Origin of the sequence: Paenibacillus tritici (assembly GCF_013204885.1) — a bacterium.
Taxonomy (GTDB): Bacteria; Bacillota; Bacilli; order Paenibacillales; family Paenibacillaceae; genus Paenibacillus_AQ; species Paenibacillus_AQ tritici.
This window is the reverse complement of sequence record NZ_JABMKX010000010.1, coordinates 74333-92257: the sequence shown is the minus strand read 5'-3', so window position 1 is coordinate 92257 and position 17925 is coordinate 74333. Positions and strand designations below refer to the sequence as shown.

Genomic DNA, 17925 nt, shown 5'->3' with positions numbered 1-17925 from the left:
ACCTTGGCGAACCAGTGAGAAGAGTGGTAAACTGAGCTTACAAACTATGATAAGCTAGGAACAAGTTAAGGAGGAGGCTGCCCATGCAGGAGCAGAGCATGCAGCTTACCGAGTGGAAGCGCAGGCTGCGGGCCGGGAATACCGCGCTCCGGGACGCCCTGTCTATAGAGCAGCGGGCGCTGTTATCTGCCCGGGTATGCAGTCATGCCTGGAGCTGGTTCTCGCAGGCAAAAGCGGCTTCCCTGCTCGCTTATGCCCCGTTCCGCTCGGAGCTGGACTGCCGTCCGCTCCTTGCGGAGGCATGGGCGGGCGGGTGTGAGGTGCTGCTTCCCCGTGTGAACCGGGAGAGCGGGGACTTAAGTCTCCACCGCGTCCGCTCCTGGGAAGAGCTTGTCCCGGGCGCTTACGGAATACTGGAGCCTGCAGCTGTGGGTACCGCTCTAACCGGACCCGGCACGGCGGCAGGCGGGAGGACCAGCTGGCCGGAGGCCGTTTTCGTGCCGGGTCTGGCCTTTGACCGGAAGGGCGGCCGCCTCGGCTACGGACGGGGGTATTACGACCGCTTGCGCGCGGCAAGTGAAGCCGGGCTTCCCAAGGGGGCTGCCAGGCCGCTGTGGATTGGCCTGGCCTATGACCTGCAGCTGGTCCCTGAAGTACCGCTTGAAGAGCATGATGCCCTGATGGATCTGCTGATTACGGAGAACGGCATCTGGGATTGCCGGAAGGAGAGGGTTAGATGGAGTTAACTCATTTCAACGAGCAGGGCAGAGCCCGCATGGTGGATGTCAGCGATAAGGAAGTTACCAAGCGGACAGCTGCTGCCCGCAGCCTGGTGCGTATGGCCCCGGAGACGCTGAGCGCGATTAAGGCGGGCACGATCCGCAAAGGCGATGTGTTAGCTGTAGCACAGGTTGCTGGCATTATGGCTGCGAAGCAGACCTCAAGCTGGATTCCGATGTGCCACCCGCTGCCGCTTACGGGAGTGGATATCCGCTTCTCGGATAACAGCAAAGATGAACTATATATAGAAGCAACCGTCAGCACAACGGGTAAGACCGGGGTGGAGATGGAGGCGCTGACTGCCGTTTCAGCAGCGGCGCTGACCGTATATGATATGTGCAAGGCGCTGCAGAAGGACATGATTATCGGGCCAACACTGCTGGTGTCCAAGAGCGGCGGCAAGAATGGGGATTACGCGCTGGAAGCAGAATAGAGAGCAGCATGGAATTATTTGTACAGCAGAAGGCGCAGCGGCAGCTTCTTCAGAAGCCGGACATACATAGTACATAGAGAGGGAGGGACAACCTATGGCGTGGAAAACAGCAATCCTGACGGCCAGTGATAAAGGGGCCAGAGGCGAACGGGAAGACACGAGCGCCCAGGTCATTCGGGAGCTGGTGGAAGAGGAGCTTGGCGGTGAGATCATTGAATACCGGATCGTGCCCGATGAGCAGGATGAGATTATTGCTGCACTGATTGAGCTTACAGATTATTTCCAGGCAGATCTGGTGTTGACCACCGGCGGAACCGATCTGGCTATCCGCGATGTTACGCCGGAGGCGACGAGGCGTGTCATTGAGCGCGAAGTACCCGGACTCTCCGAGGCGATGCGCAGTACGGTTATGCAGAAGAACCGCGCAGCCATGCTGTTCAGGGGGATCTGCGGGATTCGCGGAAGAACATTGATTGTCAATCTGCCCGGTACCCCGAAGGGGGTCCATGAGAACCTGGCGGCGATTATGGATCAGCTGCCGGAAGCCTTGTTGATGGTTACAGGACAATACCGCCAGTAATTCCATCTCCTTTTGTATAAAACGTTCATGATAGAAGATGGATGTGTGATATAAGTTATGGTATTATTATTTTATTGTTAACGATATCATGAACGGACAGAAGGATGGGAGGAAACCGGAATGATAAGTGGTATTGGCGCACCCGGAATTATTTTGCTCGTGATCTTGGCGTTGCTGCTCTTCGGCCCCAATAAGCTTCCTGAGCTTGGGCGGGCAGTCGGGCGTACCTTCCGTGAATTCAAGGACGGCGCGCGGGAGATTGTGAATGAGCCGGAACCGGCCAAACGGAGCGAATCACCTGCTCCTGCGGCTCCGCAGACTGTAGCAACAGAACTTCCGCAGGACCGCCGTCTGCCGGAATAATCTTCAGGTTACCCATGCAGGGGCGTCTTTCCCAGGTCTTCTTCAGACCGGGGCGGCGCTCTTTTTTTCTCTAATGTATATAGCCATATTCATATTCGGGTGGTGTCAGTCATGTCTCTGGAAGCGGAAGAAATGTCCCTGGTCGATCATCTGACGGAGCTGCGCAGACGGCTTATCTACGTGCTGATCGTGTTCGTGGCCGGGCTTGTGCTGGGCTTGTTCGTTGCCAAACCAATCTATCTGTACCTTATCGACGCTGACGCGGCGCAGGGCTTCGTGCTTCATGCCTTCTCCTTCTGGGACGGGATCGGCATGTACGTGAAGATTGCGATGGCGGTATCGCTGGTCTTCTCTGTGCCGTTTATTGTTTTTCAGCTATGGGCGTTCATCAGCCCCGGCCTGCGTCCCGTGGAGCGGAGCGCTGCACTGCGTTATGTGCCGTATGTGTTCGTTTTGTTTATTCTTGGTATCGCTTTTGCCTATTACATAGTGTTCCCTATGGCCTTATCCTTCACCATTTCGATTACGCGCAGCATGGGACTTGAGGAGACCTACGGCATCGCGGAATACTTCAGCTTCCTGTTCGGTCTCGTGATTCCGCTGGCCCTGCTCTTCGAGCTGCCGCTGATTGTCATGTTTCTGACCAAGCTCAGGGTGCTGAACCCGCTGCGTCTGCGCCGGATGCGCCGGTATGCGTACTTTGCGCTTGTGTTTATCGCTGTGGTGATTACGCCGCCTGACTTCATCTCGGACTTCCTCGTGACGATTCCGCTGCTGGCGCTGTATGAATTCAGCGTGTTTCTGTCTGCGTTCGTCTACCGCAGGCAACTGGCTGAAGATGCGGAGCGGGAAGCACGTTATGTTAAGGCGGAATAGGGGAGGGGCATATTTTGCCCCTTGGGGGATAGAATGTAGTAGAGTGTGTGTCGGACAAGCGCTGAAACCATAATTTTACCAAAAACAAATACGATTTTACGTAAAAGGACTTGAAATTCGTCTTCAAGTTGAGTATCATAAAAATTGTTGTTAGCACTACAGAGGGTTGAGTGCTAACGCTGCGAAAAAAACCGGGAATAGCCGGAGCAACATCCTTTTTCAAGGTGCTGATCAGCTATATTGCCGCCTAACGGCAGATCCCCGCAGTTCAATCTATGTTTTCAAGGCAAATAACATAATTTCAAAGGAGGCTATTTTTTCATGATTAAACCACTAGGTGAACGCGTATTGGTAGAACCAAGCGAGCAACAGGAAACCACTTCTTTCGGGATCGTGCTTCCGGACTCTTCCAAAGAGAAACCGCAAGAAGGCACTATTATCGCTGTAGGCAGCGGAGCTTTGAAAGACGGAGTCCGTGTAGCGCTGGAAGTTAAAGAAGGCGACCGTGTGCTTTTCTCTAAATATGCCGGAACTGAAATCAAATACGAAGGCAAAGAGTATCTGATTATGAAAGAAAGCGACATTCACGCTATTCTTGACTAGTCCGGGATGCTTCTCATAAGTTAGTTTCAGAGTACTTATATTCAAGGCAAGTGAATGCTCACAATACTATTAGGAGGTTAACTATACAATGGCAAAAGAAATTAAGTTCAGTGAAGATGCTCGCCGTGCAATGCTGCGCGGGGTTGATGCTTTGGCAAATGCAGTAAAGGTTACACTGGGTCCAAAAGGCCGTAACGTGGTGCTTGAGAAGAAATTCGGCAGCCCGCTGATCACTAATGACGGTGTGACGATCGCCAAAGAAATCGAACTCGAAGATGCCTTCGAGAACATGGGCGCACAGCTCGTTAAAGAAGTAGCTACCAAGACCAACGATGTTGCCGGTGACGGTACTACGACTGCAACTGTTCTGGCTCAGGCGATGATCCGCGAAGGTCTGAAGAACGTAACTGCAGGCGCTAACCCGATGGTTATGCGTAAAGGTATCGACAAAGCAGTGAAGGCTGCTGTAATTGAGCTGCAGAATATTGCTAAGCCGATTGTAGATTCCCAAGCGATCGCTCAAGTAGCGGCTATCTCCGCTGCGGATGAAGAAGTGGGCCAACTGATTGCTGAAGCTATGGAAAAAGTGGGCAAGGACGGCGTAATCACCGTTGAAGAATCCCGCGGATTCCTGACTGAGCTTGAAGTGGTAGAAGGTATGCAGTTCGACCGCGGTTACATCTCCCCGTACATGATTACGGATACGGACAAGATGGAAGCTGTTCTGGAGAACCCGTACATCCTGATCACGGACAAGAAAATCAGCAGCACACAGGAAATCCTTCCACTCTTGGAGAAGATCGTTCAGCAGGCGCGTCCGCTGGTGATCATCGCTGAAGACATCGAAGGCGAAGCTCAGGCGATGCTGATCGTGAACAAGCTGCGTGGAACCTTCAATGCTGTAGCGGTTAAAGCTCCTGGATTCGGCGACCGCCGTGAAGCTATGCTGCAGGATATCGCTGCTCTGACAGGCGGCCAAGTGATCACTGAGAAGCTGGGCCTTGATCTCAAGAGCACTTCCATCGAGCAACTGGGTAACGCCCGTCAAGTGCGCGTAACCAAAGAAAACACTACCATCGTAGACGGAAGCGGCGACAAAGCGGATATCAATGCACGTGTAAGCCAAATCCGCTCCCAGCTGGAAGAAACTACTTCCGAGTTCGACAAAGAAAAACTGCAGGAGCGTCTGGCTAAATTGGCTGGCGGCGTAGCCGTTGTCAAAGTCGGTGCTGCTACTGAAACTGAACTCAAAGAGCGCAAGCTCCGCATCGAAGATGCCCTGAACGCAACCCGCGCTGCGGTTGAAGAAGGTATCGTATCCGGTGGGGGTACTGCTCTTGTGAACGTATATGCTGCTGTAGCTGCTGTTGTAGCTGAAGGCGACGAAAGAACTGGCGTTAACCTGGTGCTGCGCGCATTGGAAGAGCCAGTTCGCACCATCGCTGCTAACGCAGGCCAGGAAGGTTCCGTAATCGTGGACCGCCTGAAAAAAGAAGCTATCGGCATCGGCTACAACGCTGCTACCGATGAGTGGGTAAACATGTTCGAAGCAGGGATCGTTGACCCTGCCAAGGTAACCCGTTATGCGCTGCAGAACGCAGCTTCCGTAGCGGCTATGTTCCTGACTACCGAAGCGGTTATCGCTGACAAGCCAGAGCCTGAAAAAGGCGGCGGCATGCCGGATATGGGCGGCATGGGCGGAATGGGCGGCATGATGTAAATTAACGCCAAACCCTTGTAGTCACAAGGGTTTGGCGTTAGGGGAAGGTTATTTCCCCACATTTCCCCCACAAGGGGTAACACAATTAGAAGCTTCTCATGAGTTCATTGAACTTGTGGGAGGCTTCTTTTTGCATGGCCGGTGAATTTCTTCCCGGTGTCAACGTTCATATTATGTCGGGACACTATGGGAGGAAATAGGTGGATTTACTCCACTTGCTGAGGAACAAATAGACTCTGCTCAAACAGCAGTTGGATAAAGAGCACTTAAATATTCGCATTTCAGCCCAAGTAGCAGAAACCCCAAACATTAAATGTTGTTTTTCCACTTGCTTGCCCCAAATCCGCCCAAATCCACTAATTAAGATACGTTTATCCACTTGCTTGTTGGAGCCGTTGGTATCGTCCGCAATTCACTCCCTTTTTGTTCAGATCATTCAGCAGTGTCCGAAGTAGAGCAGACGGTCAGGGAGTTGGAGATAGGTATATTAACAGGTTTTGGATTGACGGATATTTAGAACGGTGGTAATATTAACCCAAAGTAAAAACCTTTAAACTTTTGTAAAGATTAATAAGGTTTGTATGGAGATAAAGCTGACATTAAATGTTCTATTATCAGTGAGGACAAGGATATATCATGATATGTAAGGAATTTTTTATTTTCACTGAAAGTTTAATCGTTTAAACTTTGGAGTGAAGGAGGCGGGTAATCTTAGATGAATATTCATGATGTAGCCAAAAAGTCGGGGCTCTCGGTAGTGACTGTATCCAGAGTGCTTAACCACTCACCGTCTGTGCGTGAGTCCAATAGACAGAAGGTGCTTAAAGCGATGGAGGAGCTGAATTATCAGCCCAATTCCGCAGCGCGGAGTCTGGTACGCGGCAAGACGGGAGTCATCGGGATGTCGATTAACAACTTTAATGATTCTTTTTATGACCGCGTAATTCGTGTGGTCAACCGTAAGCTGACGGAGCAAGGGTATTTCTTGGCGTTATCCATTGCCGAGAATGAGGATGAAGGGGATAACTTCCTGTTTCAGAAGGACCGTGTGGACGGGATTATCCTGTTGTCCCCGCTGGAAGAGGAAGCATCTGTAGAGGAACTGAAAAGAAAAAATATTCCGTTTGTACTGCTGGATAACCAGTTCCAGCATGAGGATGTTCCCAGTGTCGTGGTCGATAATTACCAGGGTGGTTATGAGGCAACCAAGCATTTGATTAATCTTGGACACACGCAGATTGCCTTTATCGGCGGCCCTTCGGTATTCCTGAGCGTTGCGGAACGTAAGCGGGGGTACAGCCAGGCACTGGAGGAAGCAGGGCTAACGTCGTTCGGCACAGATTCCTGCGGGTTCACCGTAAGTGGGGGGTATGAGGTCGCCAAACGCTGGGTCCGTGAAGATAAGCTTCCGACAGCCTTTTTTTGCGGAGATGACTTCATTGCTCTTGGAGTAGTCCAGGCGCTGCGCGACGAGGGGATTCGGGTTCCTCATGATCTCTCGGTCGTGGGATTCGATGATCAGCAGTTCGCAGGCGAATTCTACCCGCGGCTCACGACGGTCAGGCAGCCTGAAGCGCAAATGGGCAGCATCGGGGTTGATCTGCTGATGCAATTAATCCATGGGGAGGTGATGCCGCCCGCTGTAACGAAGCTCGCTCCTCAGCTTCTCGTGCGCGAATCGTCAGCAAATGTAAGATTAACCTGAATATTAGGAGTGAAATGATCTGTGAAGTATTACTTGGGAGTGGATGCTGGGGGCAGCAAAACCTATGCCATGATTGCAAGTGAACAAGGTCAGGTTATTGCTGTAGGCCGGGGAGGAAACGGAAATCACCAAAAGAATTGCGAGCAGGCAGAAGAGAGCTTACAGCAGGCGGTATCGGAAGCGGTCATGGCGTCAGGGTTGACGAAGGACCAGCTGGAGTATTCCTGGTTCGGAATGGCAGGAGCCGACAGAGAGGCTGACTTCAGGATTCTGCGGCCGATCATCAGCCGCCTCAGCCTTCCCCGGACGGAGATTTCCTGCGATACCTGGAATGCACTGCGCTCCGGCACCGGGGAGAATTATGGAGTTGTACTGATTTGCGGTTCAGGTGTGAATTGTGCCGGCAAGAATCCGATGGGTGTTATGCATCAATGCGGGGGGTTCGGTTACCGGTTTGGTGATTTTGGCGGCGGCTATGATCTAAGTATGGAGGTATTCCGCAGCGTGATGCGGGCGCATGATGGAAGAGCGGGCAAGACGGTGCTGGCAGAGCGCTTGACCCGGCGGCTGGGCTATTCCAGCGTTACGGAGCTGCGGGAGGAGTATCTGGATCATTACCGGGAATTACCGGCTGATATTGCCGAGCTGCTGTTTCAGGCGGCAGAGGACGGGGACGAGGTTGCCACTGAATTACTGATCAGACAAGGCGAGGAATTGGGGCTGGCTGCGGCGGCGACAATCCGCCAACTGGCGATGGAGAAGGATACTTTTGACGTTGTACTGGCTGGCAGCCTGCTGACCAAGGGAGACCGTTCGGGAATCATCAAGCGCGCCATTGAGCAGAGAGTGAAACAGTCGGCTCCGAATGGCACCTTAAAGATATTAAACCGTGAGCCGGTGGTTGGTTCGGTCGTTCTGGCGATGGAAAGCAGCGGAATGGATGTGAATCATGAAATCCTGGACCGCCTGTCTCTGGAGCAGGTAATCAAATGAAAATGGTGAAGGAAGGTTCTATCATGGAGGAAACATTGAAGCTGGTTGTAATCGGAGCCGGGTCATCGTATACACCTGAGCTTATCGAGGGGATTATCAAGCACCACCAAGAGCTGCCCATCGGCGAAGTATGGCTCGTGGATATTGAGGAGGGGCGGGAGAAGCTGCATACGATTACGGAACTAAGCAAGCGTATGATTGCGGAGTCCGGCCTGCCGATCACATTAACGGAAACGCTTAACCGCAGGGAAGCCATCGCCGGAGCGCACTTTGTCTGCACACAGATCCGGGTAGGTATGCTGGAAGCGCGGAAATGGGACGAATTGATTCCGCTGAAGTACAATGTGATCGGTCAGGAGACGACAGGCCCCGGTGGGATGATGAAAGGCCTGCGGACGATCCCGGTCATTCTGGATATCTGCAGGGATATGGAGGAGCTGGCCCCAGAGGCCTGGCTGCTGAATTTCACCAATCCGGCGGGCATGGTGACCGAGGCGGTACACAAATATTCTTCGGTAAAGAGCGTAGGGCTGTGCAACTCTCCCATCGGTTTTCAAAAGTGGCTCTCCGAGTTCTTCGGACTCCCTACGGAGAAGATTTACGCCGAGTTCGTGGGCATCAATCATCTGCACTGGGTATCTGATGTGGTGATTGACGGAAAGAGCAAGCTGCAGGAGCTGATTGACTATCCTCAGAATTACAAGGCCAGCAATGTACCGTTTGATTCCTGGGACCACCGGTTCCTGAATGGGTTAAAAGCGATCCCTTCCTATTATCTAAGCTATTACTATATGACAGACGACATGCTTGCGGAACAGAAGGAAGCGGCAGCATCAACCGGCTCGCGGGCTGAGGTGGTGAAGCAGGTGGAGGAAGAGCTGTTCGAGCTGTACCGGAACGTAGAGCTGAAGGAGAAGCCGAAGCAGCTGGAGCAGCGCGGCGGAGCCTATTATTCGGAGGCGGCGGTACTGCTGATGCGGTCTATCTATAATGATTCGCGCGACATCCAGACGCTGAACGTACGAAATAACGGAATCATTGATTTCCTGCCGGATGATGCTTCCATCGAGGTGAACTGTCTGGTGACCAAGCAAGGTCCGCTGCCGGTCCCGCTGCGCCGCATTCCACCATCCGTCAGAGGTCTGCTGGCGGCGGTTAAGCAATATGAGAGTCTGACCATCGAAGCAGCCGTTCGCGGAGACCGGGATATTGCCCTGCAAGCCCTGGTGCATCATCCGCTAATCCCTTCAGTCACCGTAGCTGAACAGCTGCTGGATGAGATGCTGGAGCACAACAAACCGTTTTTGCCATTATTTCATTAGACTTAACGCCGGGGGGAAGACGGATGAAGATGGCTGAGAAATCAAGGGTAAGGCATAAGTTTAGGGATCAGTTAGATTTACAGTCCATGGTTTGGCCGGGCATTATCTTTGTTCTTATATTCAGCTACATTCCAATGTATGGCGTGGTTATGGCCTTCCAGCAGTATGATATCTTTGGCGGCATGATGAAGAGTCCGTGGGTCGGATTGATGAATTTCAAAATGTTCTTTGAAGCGCCGGAGTTCTGGAATGTGATGAGAAATACAATTGTGATTAGCTTGCTGAAGCTGCTGATTACGTTCCCGGCCCCCATTCTGTTTGCGCTCATGCTGAATGAAATCGGGAATATGGCGTTCAAACGGTTCATCCAGACCGTCAGCTATCTGCCGTATTTCCTGTCCTGGGTCATTGTATCCGGGTTCGTATTCTCGCTGTTATCTGTGGATAACGGAACGCTGAATTATTTGCTGGAACGGCTGGACCTGATTGTAGAACCGGTTAACTTTCTGGCGATTCCGAAATACTTCTGGTCCATTCTGGTGAGTGTCAATGTGTGGAAGGAGATCGGATTCGGGAGCATTGTCTATCTGGCCGCGATAGCGGGTGTTGATCCGGCCTTGTATGAGGCAGCCTCTATAGACGGTGCAAGCCGCTTTAAGCAAATCTACCTGATTACCCTCCCCAGTATTGCTTCTATTATTATCATCTTTATGATTCTTGCCATCGGTAATCTGCTCAGTGCAGGATTTGAGGACATTTTGCTGCTGGCGACCAATCCGGTCTTGCGGCCATACTCCGATGTCATTGACACCTACGTATACCGTGTCGGGATATTGAATGCCAGATTCTCTTATGCGACAGCGGTAGGACTGTTCAAAGCGGTGATCAGTGTAATTCTGCTGGTGACAGCCAACAAAATCGCCCGCCGGGCAGATGTTAGTCTCTGGTAGACCTACAATCTATAGGAGGAGTGAACAATGAGACTAAGCCTGGGCGACAAAATCATGCAGCGGACGATCTATATCCTCTTGACACTGATGGCTGTTATTATGCTCTATCCGTTTTGGAATGCGCTTGTGATCTCCTTTAATCAGGGGAGCGATACGGCGCTGGGCGGCGTAACCCTGTGGCCGAGAGTGTACACCTTCGAGAATTATTATATTGTGTTTCAGGATCACCGCCTGCTGAACTCTTTTCTGATCACCGTCCTTAGAACCTTGAGCGGCACGGCCTTGTCGGTCTTCTTCACGGCCCTGTTAGCCTACGGCATGTCCAAAAAGACATTGCTGTACCGTAAGCAGTATATGGTATTCTTCATGGTTACGATGTTCTTCAGCGGCGGGCTGATCCCCACTTATCTGCTCATCCGCTCTCTGCATATGCTGGATACCTTCTGGGTACTGATTATCCCGGGAATCATCAGCGTCTACAATATGATTGTGATCCGCACCTTCTTCGCTGCGCTGCCTGACGGGCTGGAGGAATCGGCCAAGATCGACGGCTGCGGCAACTATGGGATTTTCTTCAAAATTGTCATTCCCGTCTCCGGCCCGGTCCTCGCTACGATTGCATTATTTACAGCGGTGGGGTACTGGAACGACTGGTTCACGGGAGCCATCTATATTACGAAGGACAATCTGCTTCCTATACAGACTCTGCTGCGGCAGATCATGAACTCCAACATTATGACTGAGATCGGCTCATCGAATGCCATTGCACTGGATCATATGAACCGGAATCGCACGGTCACCACGAAGTCATTGACTATGGCTACGATGATGATCGCCACTATCCCGATTATTTTGACGTACCCCTTTCTCCAGAAGTATTTTGTTAAGGGCGTACTGATCGGTTCATTGAAAGAATAGCAGTCTTTCATATCGTGTAGAAAGAAGGGGACAACATGCGCATTCGGTTGAAATGGGTATCGCTTCTGCTTACCGGCCTGCTGCTGCTCACTGCCTGCAGCAGTGGCGGGGAATCCGGCACTCCGCAGAACACAAGTGAGGGAGAGGCCGGGGCAGCCACAGATGACGGCGGCATTAAGCCTACTACCTTCAGCTTCTATGGGAACTACGACTGGCTTACAACAGCCTCTTGGGGGGAGAATGAGGCGACGAGATGGATTCAGGAGAACCGCAAGGTTACCGTTGAGCCGGTGCAATCCGGGGGGGCGGCCGCAGAAAAGCTTAACACGATGATTGTCAGCGGCGCTCTGCCGGATGTGATCTTCACGGACCGGGGAGCCACAGTGGAACGGCTGGTGCAGGCAGGAAGGCTCGTAGCGCTCGATGAGTATTATGAGAAGTATCCGAATTTCAAGAAATATGTAAAGGAATCCACCCTGAACCTGCTTCGTTCTGAGGACGGCAAAATCTATCAAATCCCCAACTGGTACACCTCCGGGCAGTTCGGCAACGGGGGCTATATGGTCAATAAGGATATCTATAACGCACTCGGCAGACCGAAGCTTGAGACCTTCGAGGATCTGTATCAATATTTGCTCCAGGTGCGAGACAAGTACCCGGATGTAGTGCCTCTGGAGGTTGGTGAGAAGGGAGGCGGCCTTGACATTATGTACGGTGGTTTCAAGGAGAATGCCACCAGCAAATTCATCTCCCTTATGGGTTATCCGGAAGGCGACAGGCTGATTCCGATCTATGACGATCCTGCTTTTGAGGACATGATGCTCTATATTAATAAGCTGTTCCGCGAACGCCTGGTTACCCAGGATGCGCTGCAGCAGGTCCAGGATGCGGTGAAGGAGAAGGTGAATACCGGCCGGGTGGCGGTCATGGTCGAATCCAACATCACTACGTACGGCGCCGAGGGGCACCGGGCACTGACTGCGGGCAACCCGGACAGCGGATATGAGATTATTTGGCCGGTGCATAAGGCGGGAATAGACAAGAATAAGGTGTTTGTCAGCGGCTTCGAGACACTGGGCTGGAACGTCAATGTCATTACCACCTCCGCCAAGAACCCGGAGGCCATCTTCGCCTACTATGACTGGATCACGGGTCCGGAGGGACAGAAGGTCCTGTTCTTCGGTCCGAAGGGTCTGTATTGGGATGAAGAGGATGCAGACGGCGCCCCGGTTCCGAATGAGAAATACAAGACAACACCTGCTAATGAGCGTACGGAAACTATGCGGAAGTTCGAAGATTTCAACTGGGCGGGCAACACGACTCTTATTGATACGGCAAAAATGAGCCTGGAGGCTTCGCTTGCCGCCAACCAGAAATCATGGGAGACGGTAGCGCAGTCCACGGTGACCTGGAAAACCGCTCTGGACATTACGGAATTCGTGAATACCGATCCGGTTCCCGATACGGAGATGGGGATCATCGCCCAGAATGTTCAGAATATTCATACCCTTGCTTTTGCCCAGATGGTTCAGGCGAAGTCGGATGAAGAGGTGCTGTCCGCGCTGGAAACGGCTAGAAAGAACGCCAAAAAAGCCGGGCTGGATAAGCTGCTCGAGTTCAAAACGCAAAGATGGCAGGAGAATGTCCAGAAGATTAACGCGAAGAAATAATTCTTGTTGTGACCCGAATAAGACTATTATTATGGAGGCGTGTCTATGACAATTACCCTGAGAGCAAGGTTCACTGCGGTGTTAAGCTTGGCGTTGGTTTTCTCTGGAATAGGTGCTTCGGTTCCGGCTATGGCCGAGGAGGAGAGCAATCCGCCTTTTGAGACGGAAGTCATTGTACGAACCGTTAACCAGTTCAAAAATGTGGCGGATGTCGAGGACTTTATTGAGCTGTCCGAACAGCACGGAGTGGATGTCATCAGCTTGAACGTGAAGCAGGATGAAGATGATGAGGTCCCGTCCGGGCGGGTATTCTATCAGAGTGATATCGCTCCGATTGCCCAAGGCTACGAGAACTTCGATGCCCTTCAGGAGGTAATTACAGCCGCACACGCCGCAGGAATTAAGGTTCATGCGTGGATTCCGCAATTCCATGACCAGGAGGCCTTCCTGGCGCACGATGAATGGCAGATGCAGTCGCTGGTGGGCGGGGTTCAGACTCCGTTCACTGGCGCGAACGGCAACGAATACTTCGTCAATCCGCTGCATCATGAAGTGCAGCAGTATGAGCGCTCCATCATTCAGGAGGTCATTGAGAATTATGCGGTGGATGGTGTGGTGTTAGACTGGATTCGCTTCGATAATTACAACATGGATGTCAGCAATTATACGGTAGCCAAATATCAGGCAGCGTTCGGATATTCTCCGCTCACTATTAATTTCGATGTGGATTCTGCGAAGCGGCGGCAGTGGAATGAATGGAGAACCGAACAAATCGGCCAGTATGTAGGTGATATCCGGCAGGACATTACCGGGTCCTCGAATCCGGATGTGGAGCTTGGCGTGTATATTTTGCCGCCGGAATTCACTGAGGTGGGGCAGAATGTGGCCAAATTCAAGGATGATATCGACTTCGTCGCCCCGATGGCGTATTTTGATGACTGGGAATTCAACAGCGACTGGGTGTACAGCACTTCCTACGGTATCCTGAAGGATACGAGCGACCGGATCAGCGGCAGCCCAGTAGACATTGTGCCGACGCTGGATAATGATTGGACGAATGATCAATATCAGGAGATCTACCAGGGAATCCGCCAGAATTATCCTGGCGTGAAGCGCCTGTCGTTCTTCTCCTATGGAGCCTGGCCTGAATCCGAGTTAATCAAAATCAATGAACGTACTACCTGGCCGACCCCTGACTGGACAGCACCGGGGGAACATGATTATCCGGCCCAGTTACCGGCAGGCTGGAAGGCCAGAAATATCGGCTCCAAGCCGGGGAGTGCCACCTATAATACTTCCAAAAAGCAATTTACGCTCAGCAGCAGCACTACGGATATTTGGGGAAATGGAGACCAGCTGAATTATATCTATCAATCCGTGAGCGGCAATGCGGAGATTATAGTTAAGGTGCAGTCCACTAGCGGGCTGGACGGCTGGGCCAAGGCCGGTATTATGATTCGGGAGTCGCTGAGTTCGAATTCCAAGCACGCGGATATGATGCTTACCCCAGAGAATGGGGCAACCTTCCAGTACCGGACAGCGACTGCGGGCACTATGACCGATCAGACTGCGGCGGCTTCGGTTCCGAAGTGGCTAAAGCTGAAGAGAACCGGAAATACCTTCAAAGGCTTTATCTCATCTAATGGAAGCAGCTGGCAGACGGTCGGAACCGTGCAGATTCCCATGAACAGCCAGGTGTATATTGGAATAGCGCTCAGTAATCCGGGGGATGCCTCCGGGAGTAAGGCCGTGTTCGGCAATGTGAAGATTACCAATTAAGCTCAATGAACCAGTTAGGAAGCACGCCCTGTAGGGGGGCGTGCTTTTTCTTGTTGTCGCCGGAACCGTTCCGCTCCTACCCGGCTGCACTAACAATATACCGCTCTACCCAATCCAAATAGCAAGTCCTGGAGTAGACTGGCTTGAGGGTGGTTTTGTTAGACTCGCGGCAATGGATTGCGCCAAAAATGTGGACAGGGGTTAAGATGCAATCCGTTCCGATTCCATTAGGAAATGGGGGATACAGATGGATTTCAGTGCGTTGACTGGCCTTTTCGTGGATAACAATGGTTCAGTCGTACTGAATGTTCTGTTATCTACTGCCTTGATCTGGAGTGTTAAGCAAATTGCGAACAAAGAGAAAGTGATCCAGAACTATCAGAAGCGGGATGAGGACAATGAGAAGCAACTGAGCGAATATAACCGCACATTAGTGAAGCTGCTGATTGAGAGAGGTACCGCTCAGACAAAACCTAATGATGAGGAGGTCGTCAACAAGTGAAGCTCCTCGATATATTCCGAAAACACGAGCTCAAGCCCAGCCGGGTCAAACGCGAAATTGAGACTTTGGGCCAAATTCAAGAGGCGTATGAATCCAATGATCTAGAGCGGCTTATTGATCTGCACCGCACCGGTTTAGGTAGAAGGGGAGATGATCTGCATGGACATTATTGATTTGATCCTGATCACACTGGAGACGATAGCCTTGATTGCTTTTACCGCTTATGTTATCCGCTACAGCAGGTATTTCATGGGACGGGGTCCTATGCGCACGTATAATTTGTATCTCCGCAGTGTATGGGTAACTTACGGTGCTGTAGCGCTGCTATGTCTTAATCTGTTGTGGGGAAGGTTAAATATCATTCTCGGATACAGTGCAGACGGCGCTCTATCCAATATCATGCGGGAGTATGTACTGGTTCTGACCCTCGTGATGCTGGTATTCGCTGGCTGGATGCACAAGGAGCTATGGGACACCAACCGGAAGAACAAGACCCGTCCGAAGCGTACCAAACAGCGGGAACTTGAATAGATAATCCTTAAGGGATCACTCCCGGCCAGCCTACGGCTATTCAGCCCTATAATCTCTCTATATGAAAAAGCACCAGCTCCAGTTGAAACCGCTGACCGCTGTAAGAAAGATTAAACAATCCTCCGGCTCTCTCAATCGTCTGGCGCATGTTTCGCAGTCCGATACCGTGGGCACGCTTATCGCCTTTGGTGGTCAGAAGCTCACCGTGCGGGCTTAGGCGAATAGGACCGGAGTAAGGATTCTGAATTCGTATAAATAAGCTGTCATTCAGATAATGCATATGTACAGCGATGTACCGCTCCGCTCCTGATTCCTTCTGTACCTGGCAGGCAGCCTCTAACGCATTATCAAGGGCATTGCCCAGAATAACGCTGATCACAGCGGTATCAAGCATCATCCGGGGCGGAAGGTTCAGCTCCAGGCGCAGGGCGATCTCCGCGGTGTCTGCCTCCCGCCGTTTGTAGTCCAGAATGGAATCAATGACCGGGTTGCCGGTATTGCAGAAAGCGCCGGACTGCCCGGTCCAGCCCAGTAGAGCATCCAGCTCGGCTTTGGTGGCCGCTTCTTCTCCGTTAAGCACGCTGGCCCGCAGGCCTAGCAGGATATGATTGAGGTCATGGCGGAATCGGAGGGCTTCCTCCTGAAATTCCCGGTTCCGGTGATACTGGTTCACATAATAGCTGTTCTGCTGCTCCAGCAGCAGGCGCTGGCTGCGCTCAGAGCGTGCACTTAGCACGCGGTCCGTCAGAATGAAGATCAGGACATTAATGGTGAGCAGCAGTGCCGGAACTACAGGGAATAACCGCGGATATAGCCGAAAGAAGGGATTGCCGGACAACTGGAGCAGAGCGGCAATACTCAGAAAAGGACAGAGCCAAATGGCAGACCCTAACCATCCGGTCGGCTGGCCCCGGCCTTCGCCTCTAACGACCCGGTGCAGCAATAGAACGATGAAGAGCATCAGCAGCTTGGAGAGCAGCAGGCCAAGCCTGTAGCCATTGTCTGTCGGGATAAGCGGAATCCCCGCATCGCTGAGAATAATCACAGCTGAGATAAAGAGCGCAGCGTACAGCCGCCATTTAAGCTCGCCCCTGTAGAACAGGGACAGACCGAGGATAAGTCCGACATTGCCTGCCATCAGCAGCAGGGCGGGCAGGGAACTGTAATGGAGCAGAATATGGACAACTATGTACAGAATATATAGCGTCATCAGCCGCAGCCGGGACTCCGTCAGACAGGTGAAGAAGCGGCCGAAGAAGAGATGCAGTATGACTGGCATCAGCGGAAGTACAGCTAAATAGATCAGTTCATCCAGGAGGACAGGATTCAAGCAAGCTCCCCCCTGAAACGCAGATAAGCCTTACGTAATGCGTGGCTGTATTTATCACTCACCGGCAGCTCGCAGCCGGTGATCAGAATGATCTTTTTGGCACTAATAGCCTTGATTGAATAGAAGTTGACAATATAGGATTGGTGAATCCGCACAAAATGGCTGGCCGCCAGCTTCTGCTCCTCCAGGGCCAGCTTCCCGTAATATTGCAGCGTGCTATCCCGGGCAACCAGCGTGATCCGCCTTATACTGCTCTCCAGATAGTGAATTTCCCGGTGGGGAATCCGCAATTCCTGGTTCTTTAGCTGCACTGCAAGGAAGTTCGTCCGGCCCTGCTGCCTGGTGCGGATGGTTTTGTGTATAGCTCCGGCCAGCTTCTGTCTGAAGCTCTCCGGCTCCACAGGCTTCTTGATGAACCCTGACGGACGCAGGTCAAACAGCTGCATATGGTACTCTTCATGGCTGGAAATATAGATCAGCTGCACCGGATCATTGCCGTCGTCCTCGCGCAGAAGCTGGCCCGCTGTAATGCCATCGAGTCCACCCAGCTCAATATCCATCAATATAATATCGAAGCACCGGCCGTCCCGGAGGGCACGGGCGAAGCTTTCTCCTGAATAATATAAAGAAATTTCAATGTGCTCGTCCAAGCTTTCCCCGGATTCCATGATCAGGCGCTCGGCTTCTCCGGCTGCGCGGGGCTCATCATCACACACGGCAATATGAATCATCGTCTTCTCCACCTCTGCAAGTATTCCTTCATTATACAATTTATCCCTTAAAAACGACATGATCTCCCGTGAATATGACACTGGCTGCACCGGAGGGAGAGGGCGGTGTTAGGGTTAAGCCTGGAACAGAAATGAGATA

The 17925-nt window shown here is 52.0% G+C and carries 19 protein-coding genes; 17 read left to right on the top strand and 2 right to left on the bottom strand.

Features of this window, described 5'->3' with window-relative positions; genetic code table 11:
* Nucleotides 1–83 precede the first annotated feature (83 nt).
* The 17 genes from HQN87_RS18755 (at nucleotide 84) to HQN87_RS18675 (ending at nucleotide 15725) form a co-directional block, all read left to right on the top strand.
* Entirely contained in the window at nucleotides 84–746 is a 663-nt protein-coding gene (locus HQN87_RS18755) for a 5-formyltetrahydrofolate cyclo-ligase (protein WP_173136540.1), read from the top strand.
* Complete coding sequence (gene moaC / locus HQN87_RS18750; RefSeq protein ID WP_173136539.1) at nucleotides 737–1213, top strand: cyclic pyranopterin monophosphate synthase MoaC; 477 nt, start codon at nucleotides 737–739, stop codon at nucleotides 1211–1213. Before HQN87_RS18755 ends, moaC begins: the two co-directional genes overlap by 10 nt.
* Before the next feature lie 94 nt (nucleotides 1214–1307).
* Nucleotides 1308–1793 (top strand): MogA/MoaB family molybdenum cofactor biosynthesis protein, encoded by a 486-nt coding sequence (locus HQN87_RS18745; RefSeq protein WP_036693720.1) that lies wholly within the window; start codon nucleotides 1308–1310, stop codon nucleotides 1791–1793.
* 123 nt (nucleotides 1794–1916) lie between these two features.
* Nucleotides 1917–2156, top strand: a complete 240-nt coding sequence (tatA, locus tag HQN87_RS18740; RefSeq protein ID WP_367272754.1) for a twin-arginine translocase TatA/TatE family subunit — start codon at nucleotides 1917–1919, stop codon at nucleotides 2154–2156.
* A gap of 111 nt (nucleotides 2157–2267) precedes the next feature.
* Nucleotides 2268–3032 carry a twin-arginine translocase subunit TatC gene (gene tatC, locus HQN87_RS18735; protein WP_173136537.1) on the top strand — a complete coding sequence of 255 codons (765 nt, stop codon included), beginning with the start codon at nucleotides 2268–2270 and terminating at the stop codon, nucleotides 3030–3032.
* A gap of 321 nt (nucleotides 3033–3353) precedes the next feature.
* Entirely contained in the window at nucleotides 3354–3635 is a 282-nt protein-coding gene (gene groES / locus HQN87_RS18730) for a co-chaperone GroES (RefSeq protein ID WP_036723192.1), read from the top strand.
* An 88-nt stretch (nucleotides 3636–3723) separates the two neighbouring features.
* Nucleotides 3724–5355 (top strand): chaperonin GroEL, encoded by a 1632-nt coding sequence (gene groL / locus HQN87_RS18725; RefSeq protein WP_173136536.1) that lies wholly within the window; start codon nucleotides 3724–3726, stop codon nucleotides 5353–5355.
* Between the two features lie 715 nt (nucleotides 5356–6070).
* Complete coding sequence (locus HQN87_RS18720) at nucleotides 6071–7060, top strand: LacI family DNA-binding transcriptional regulator (RefSeq protein WP_173136535.1); 990 nt, start codon at nucleotides 6071–6073, stop codon at nucleotides 7058–7060.
* 21 nt (nucleotides 7061–7081) lie between these two features.
* Nucleotides 7082–8053 (top strand): N-acetylglucosamine kinase, encoded by a 972-nt coding sequence (locus HQN87_RS18715; protein WP_173136534.1) that lies wholly within the window; start codon nucleotides 7082–7084, stop codon nucleotides 8051–8053.
* A gap of 23 nt (nucleotides 8054–8076) precedes the next feature.
* Nucleotides 8077–9375 carry a 6-phospho-beta-glucosidase gene (locus HQN87_RS18710; protein ID WP_173136533.1) on the top strand — a complete coding sequence of 433 codons (1299 nt, stop codon included), beginning with the start codon at nucleotides 8077–8079 and terminating at the stop codon, nucleotides 9373–9375.
* Between the two features lie 23 nt (nucleotides 9376–9398).
* A complete protein-coding gene (locus tag HQN87_RS18705) occupies nucleotides 9399–10325 on the top strand; it encodes an ABC transporter permease (RefSeq protein ID WP_173136532.1) in 927 nt (308 codons plus the stop codon).
* Between the two features lie 27 nt (nucleotides 10326–10352).
* Nucleotides 10353–11243, top strand: a complete 891-nt coding sequence (locus tag HQN87_RS18700) for a carbohydrate ABC transporter permease (protein ID WP_173136530.1) — start codon at nucleotides 10353–10355, stop codon at nucleotides 11241–11243.
* A 35-nt stretch (nucleotides 11244–11278) separates the two neighbouring features.
* Entirely contained in the window at nucleotides 11279–12913 is a 1635-nt protein-coding gene (locus tag HQN87_RS18695) for an extracellular solute-binding protein (RefSeq protein WP_173136528.1), read from the top strand.
* Nucleotides 12914–12958: 45 nt separating this feature from the next.
* A complete protein-coding gene (locus tag HQN87_RS18690) occupies nucleotides 12959–14692 on the top strand; it encodes a family 10 glycosylhydrolase (protein ID WP_173136526.1) in 1734 nt (577 codons plus the stop codon).
* A gap of 277 nt (nucleotides 14693–14969) precedes the next feature.
* Nucleotides 14970–15194, top strand: a complete 225-nt coding sequence (locus HQN87_RS18685; RefSeq protein ID WP_173136524.1) for a hypothetical protein — start codon at nucleotides 14970–14972, stop codon at nucleotides 15192–15194.
* Nucleotides 15191–15367, top strand: coding sequence for a hypothetical protein (locus tag HQN87_RS18680; protein WP_155991288.1), 177 nt, complete (start codon nucleotides 15191–15193; stop codon nucleotides 15365–15367). The genes HQN87_RS18685 and HQN87_RS18680 overlap by 4 nt, the downstream gene beginning before the upstream one ends.
* The gene (locus tag HQN87_RS18675; RefSeq protein WP_173136522.1) at nucleotides 15354–15725 is read left to right on the top strand and encodes a hypothetical protein; all 372 of its coding nucleotides are present in this window, start codon (nucleotides 15354–15356) and stop codon (nucleotides 15723–15725) included. Before HQN87_RS18680 ends, HQN87_RS18675 begins: the two co-directional genes overlap by 14 nt.
* 46 nt (nucleotides 15726–15771) lie before the next feature.
* Here HQN87_RS18675 and HQN87_RS18670 read toward each other — a convergent pair whose 3' ends face one another.
* Together HQN87_RS18670 and HQN87_RS18665 are read right to left on the bottom strand one after the other, a co-directional pair.
* Nucleotides 15772–17055, bottom strand: a complete 1284-nt coding sequence (locus HQN87_RS18670) for an ATP-binding protein (RefSeq protein WP_173136520.1) — start codon at nucleotides 17053–17055, stop codon at nucleotides 15772–15774.
* Nucleotides 17052–17846 carry a LytR/AlgR family response regulator transcription factor gene (locus HQN87_RS18665; protein ID WP_173136518.1) on the bottom strand — a complete coding sequence of 265 codons (795 nt, stop codon included), beginning with the start codon at nucleotides 17844–17846 and terminating at the stop codon, nucleotides 17052–17054. The genes HQN87_RS18670 and HQN87_RS18665 overlap by 4 nt, the downstream gene beginning before the upstream one ends.
* Between the last annotated feature and the right edge of the window lie 79 nt (nucleotides 17847–17925).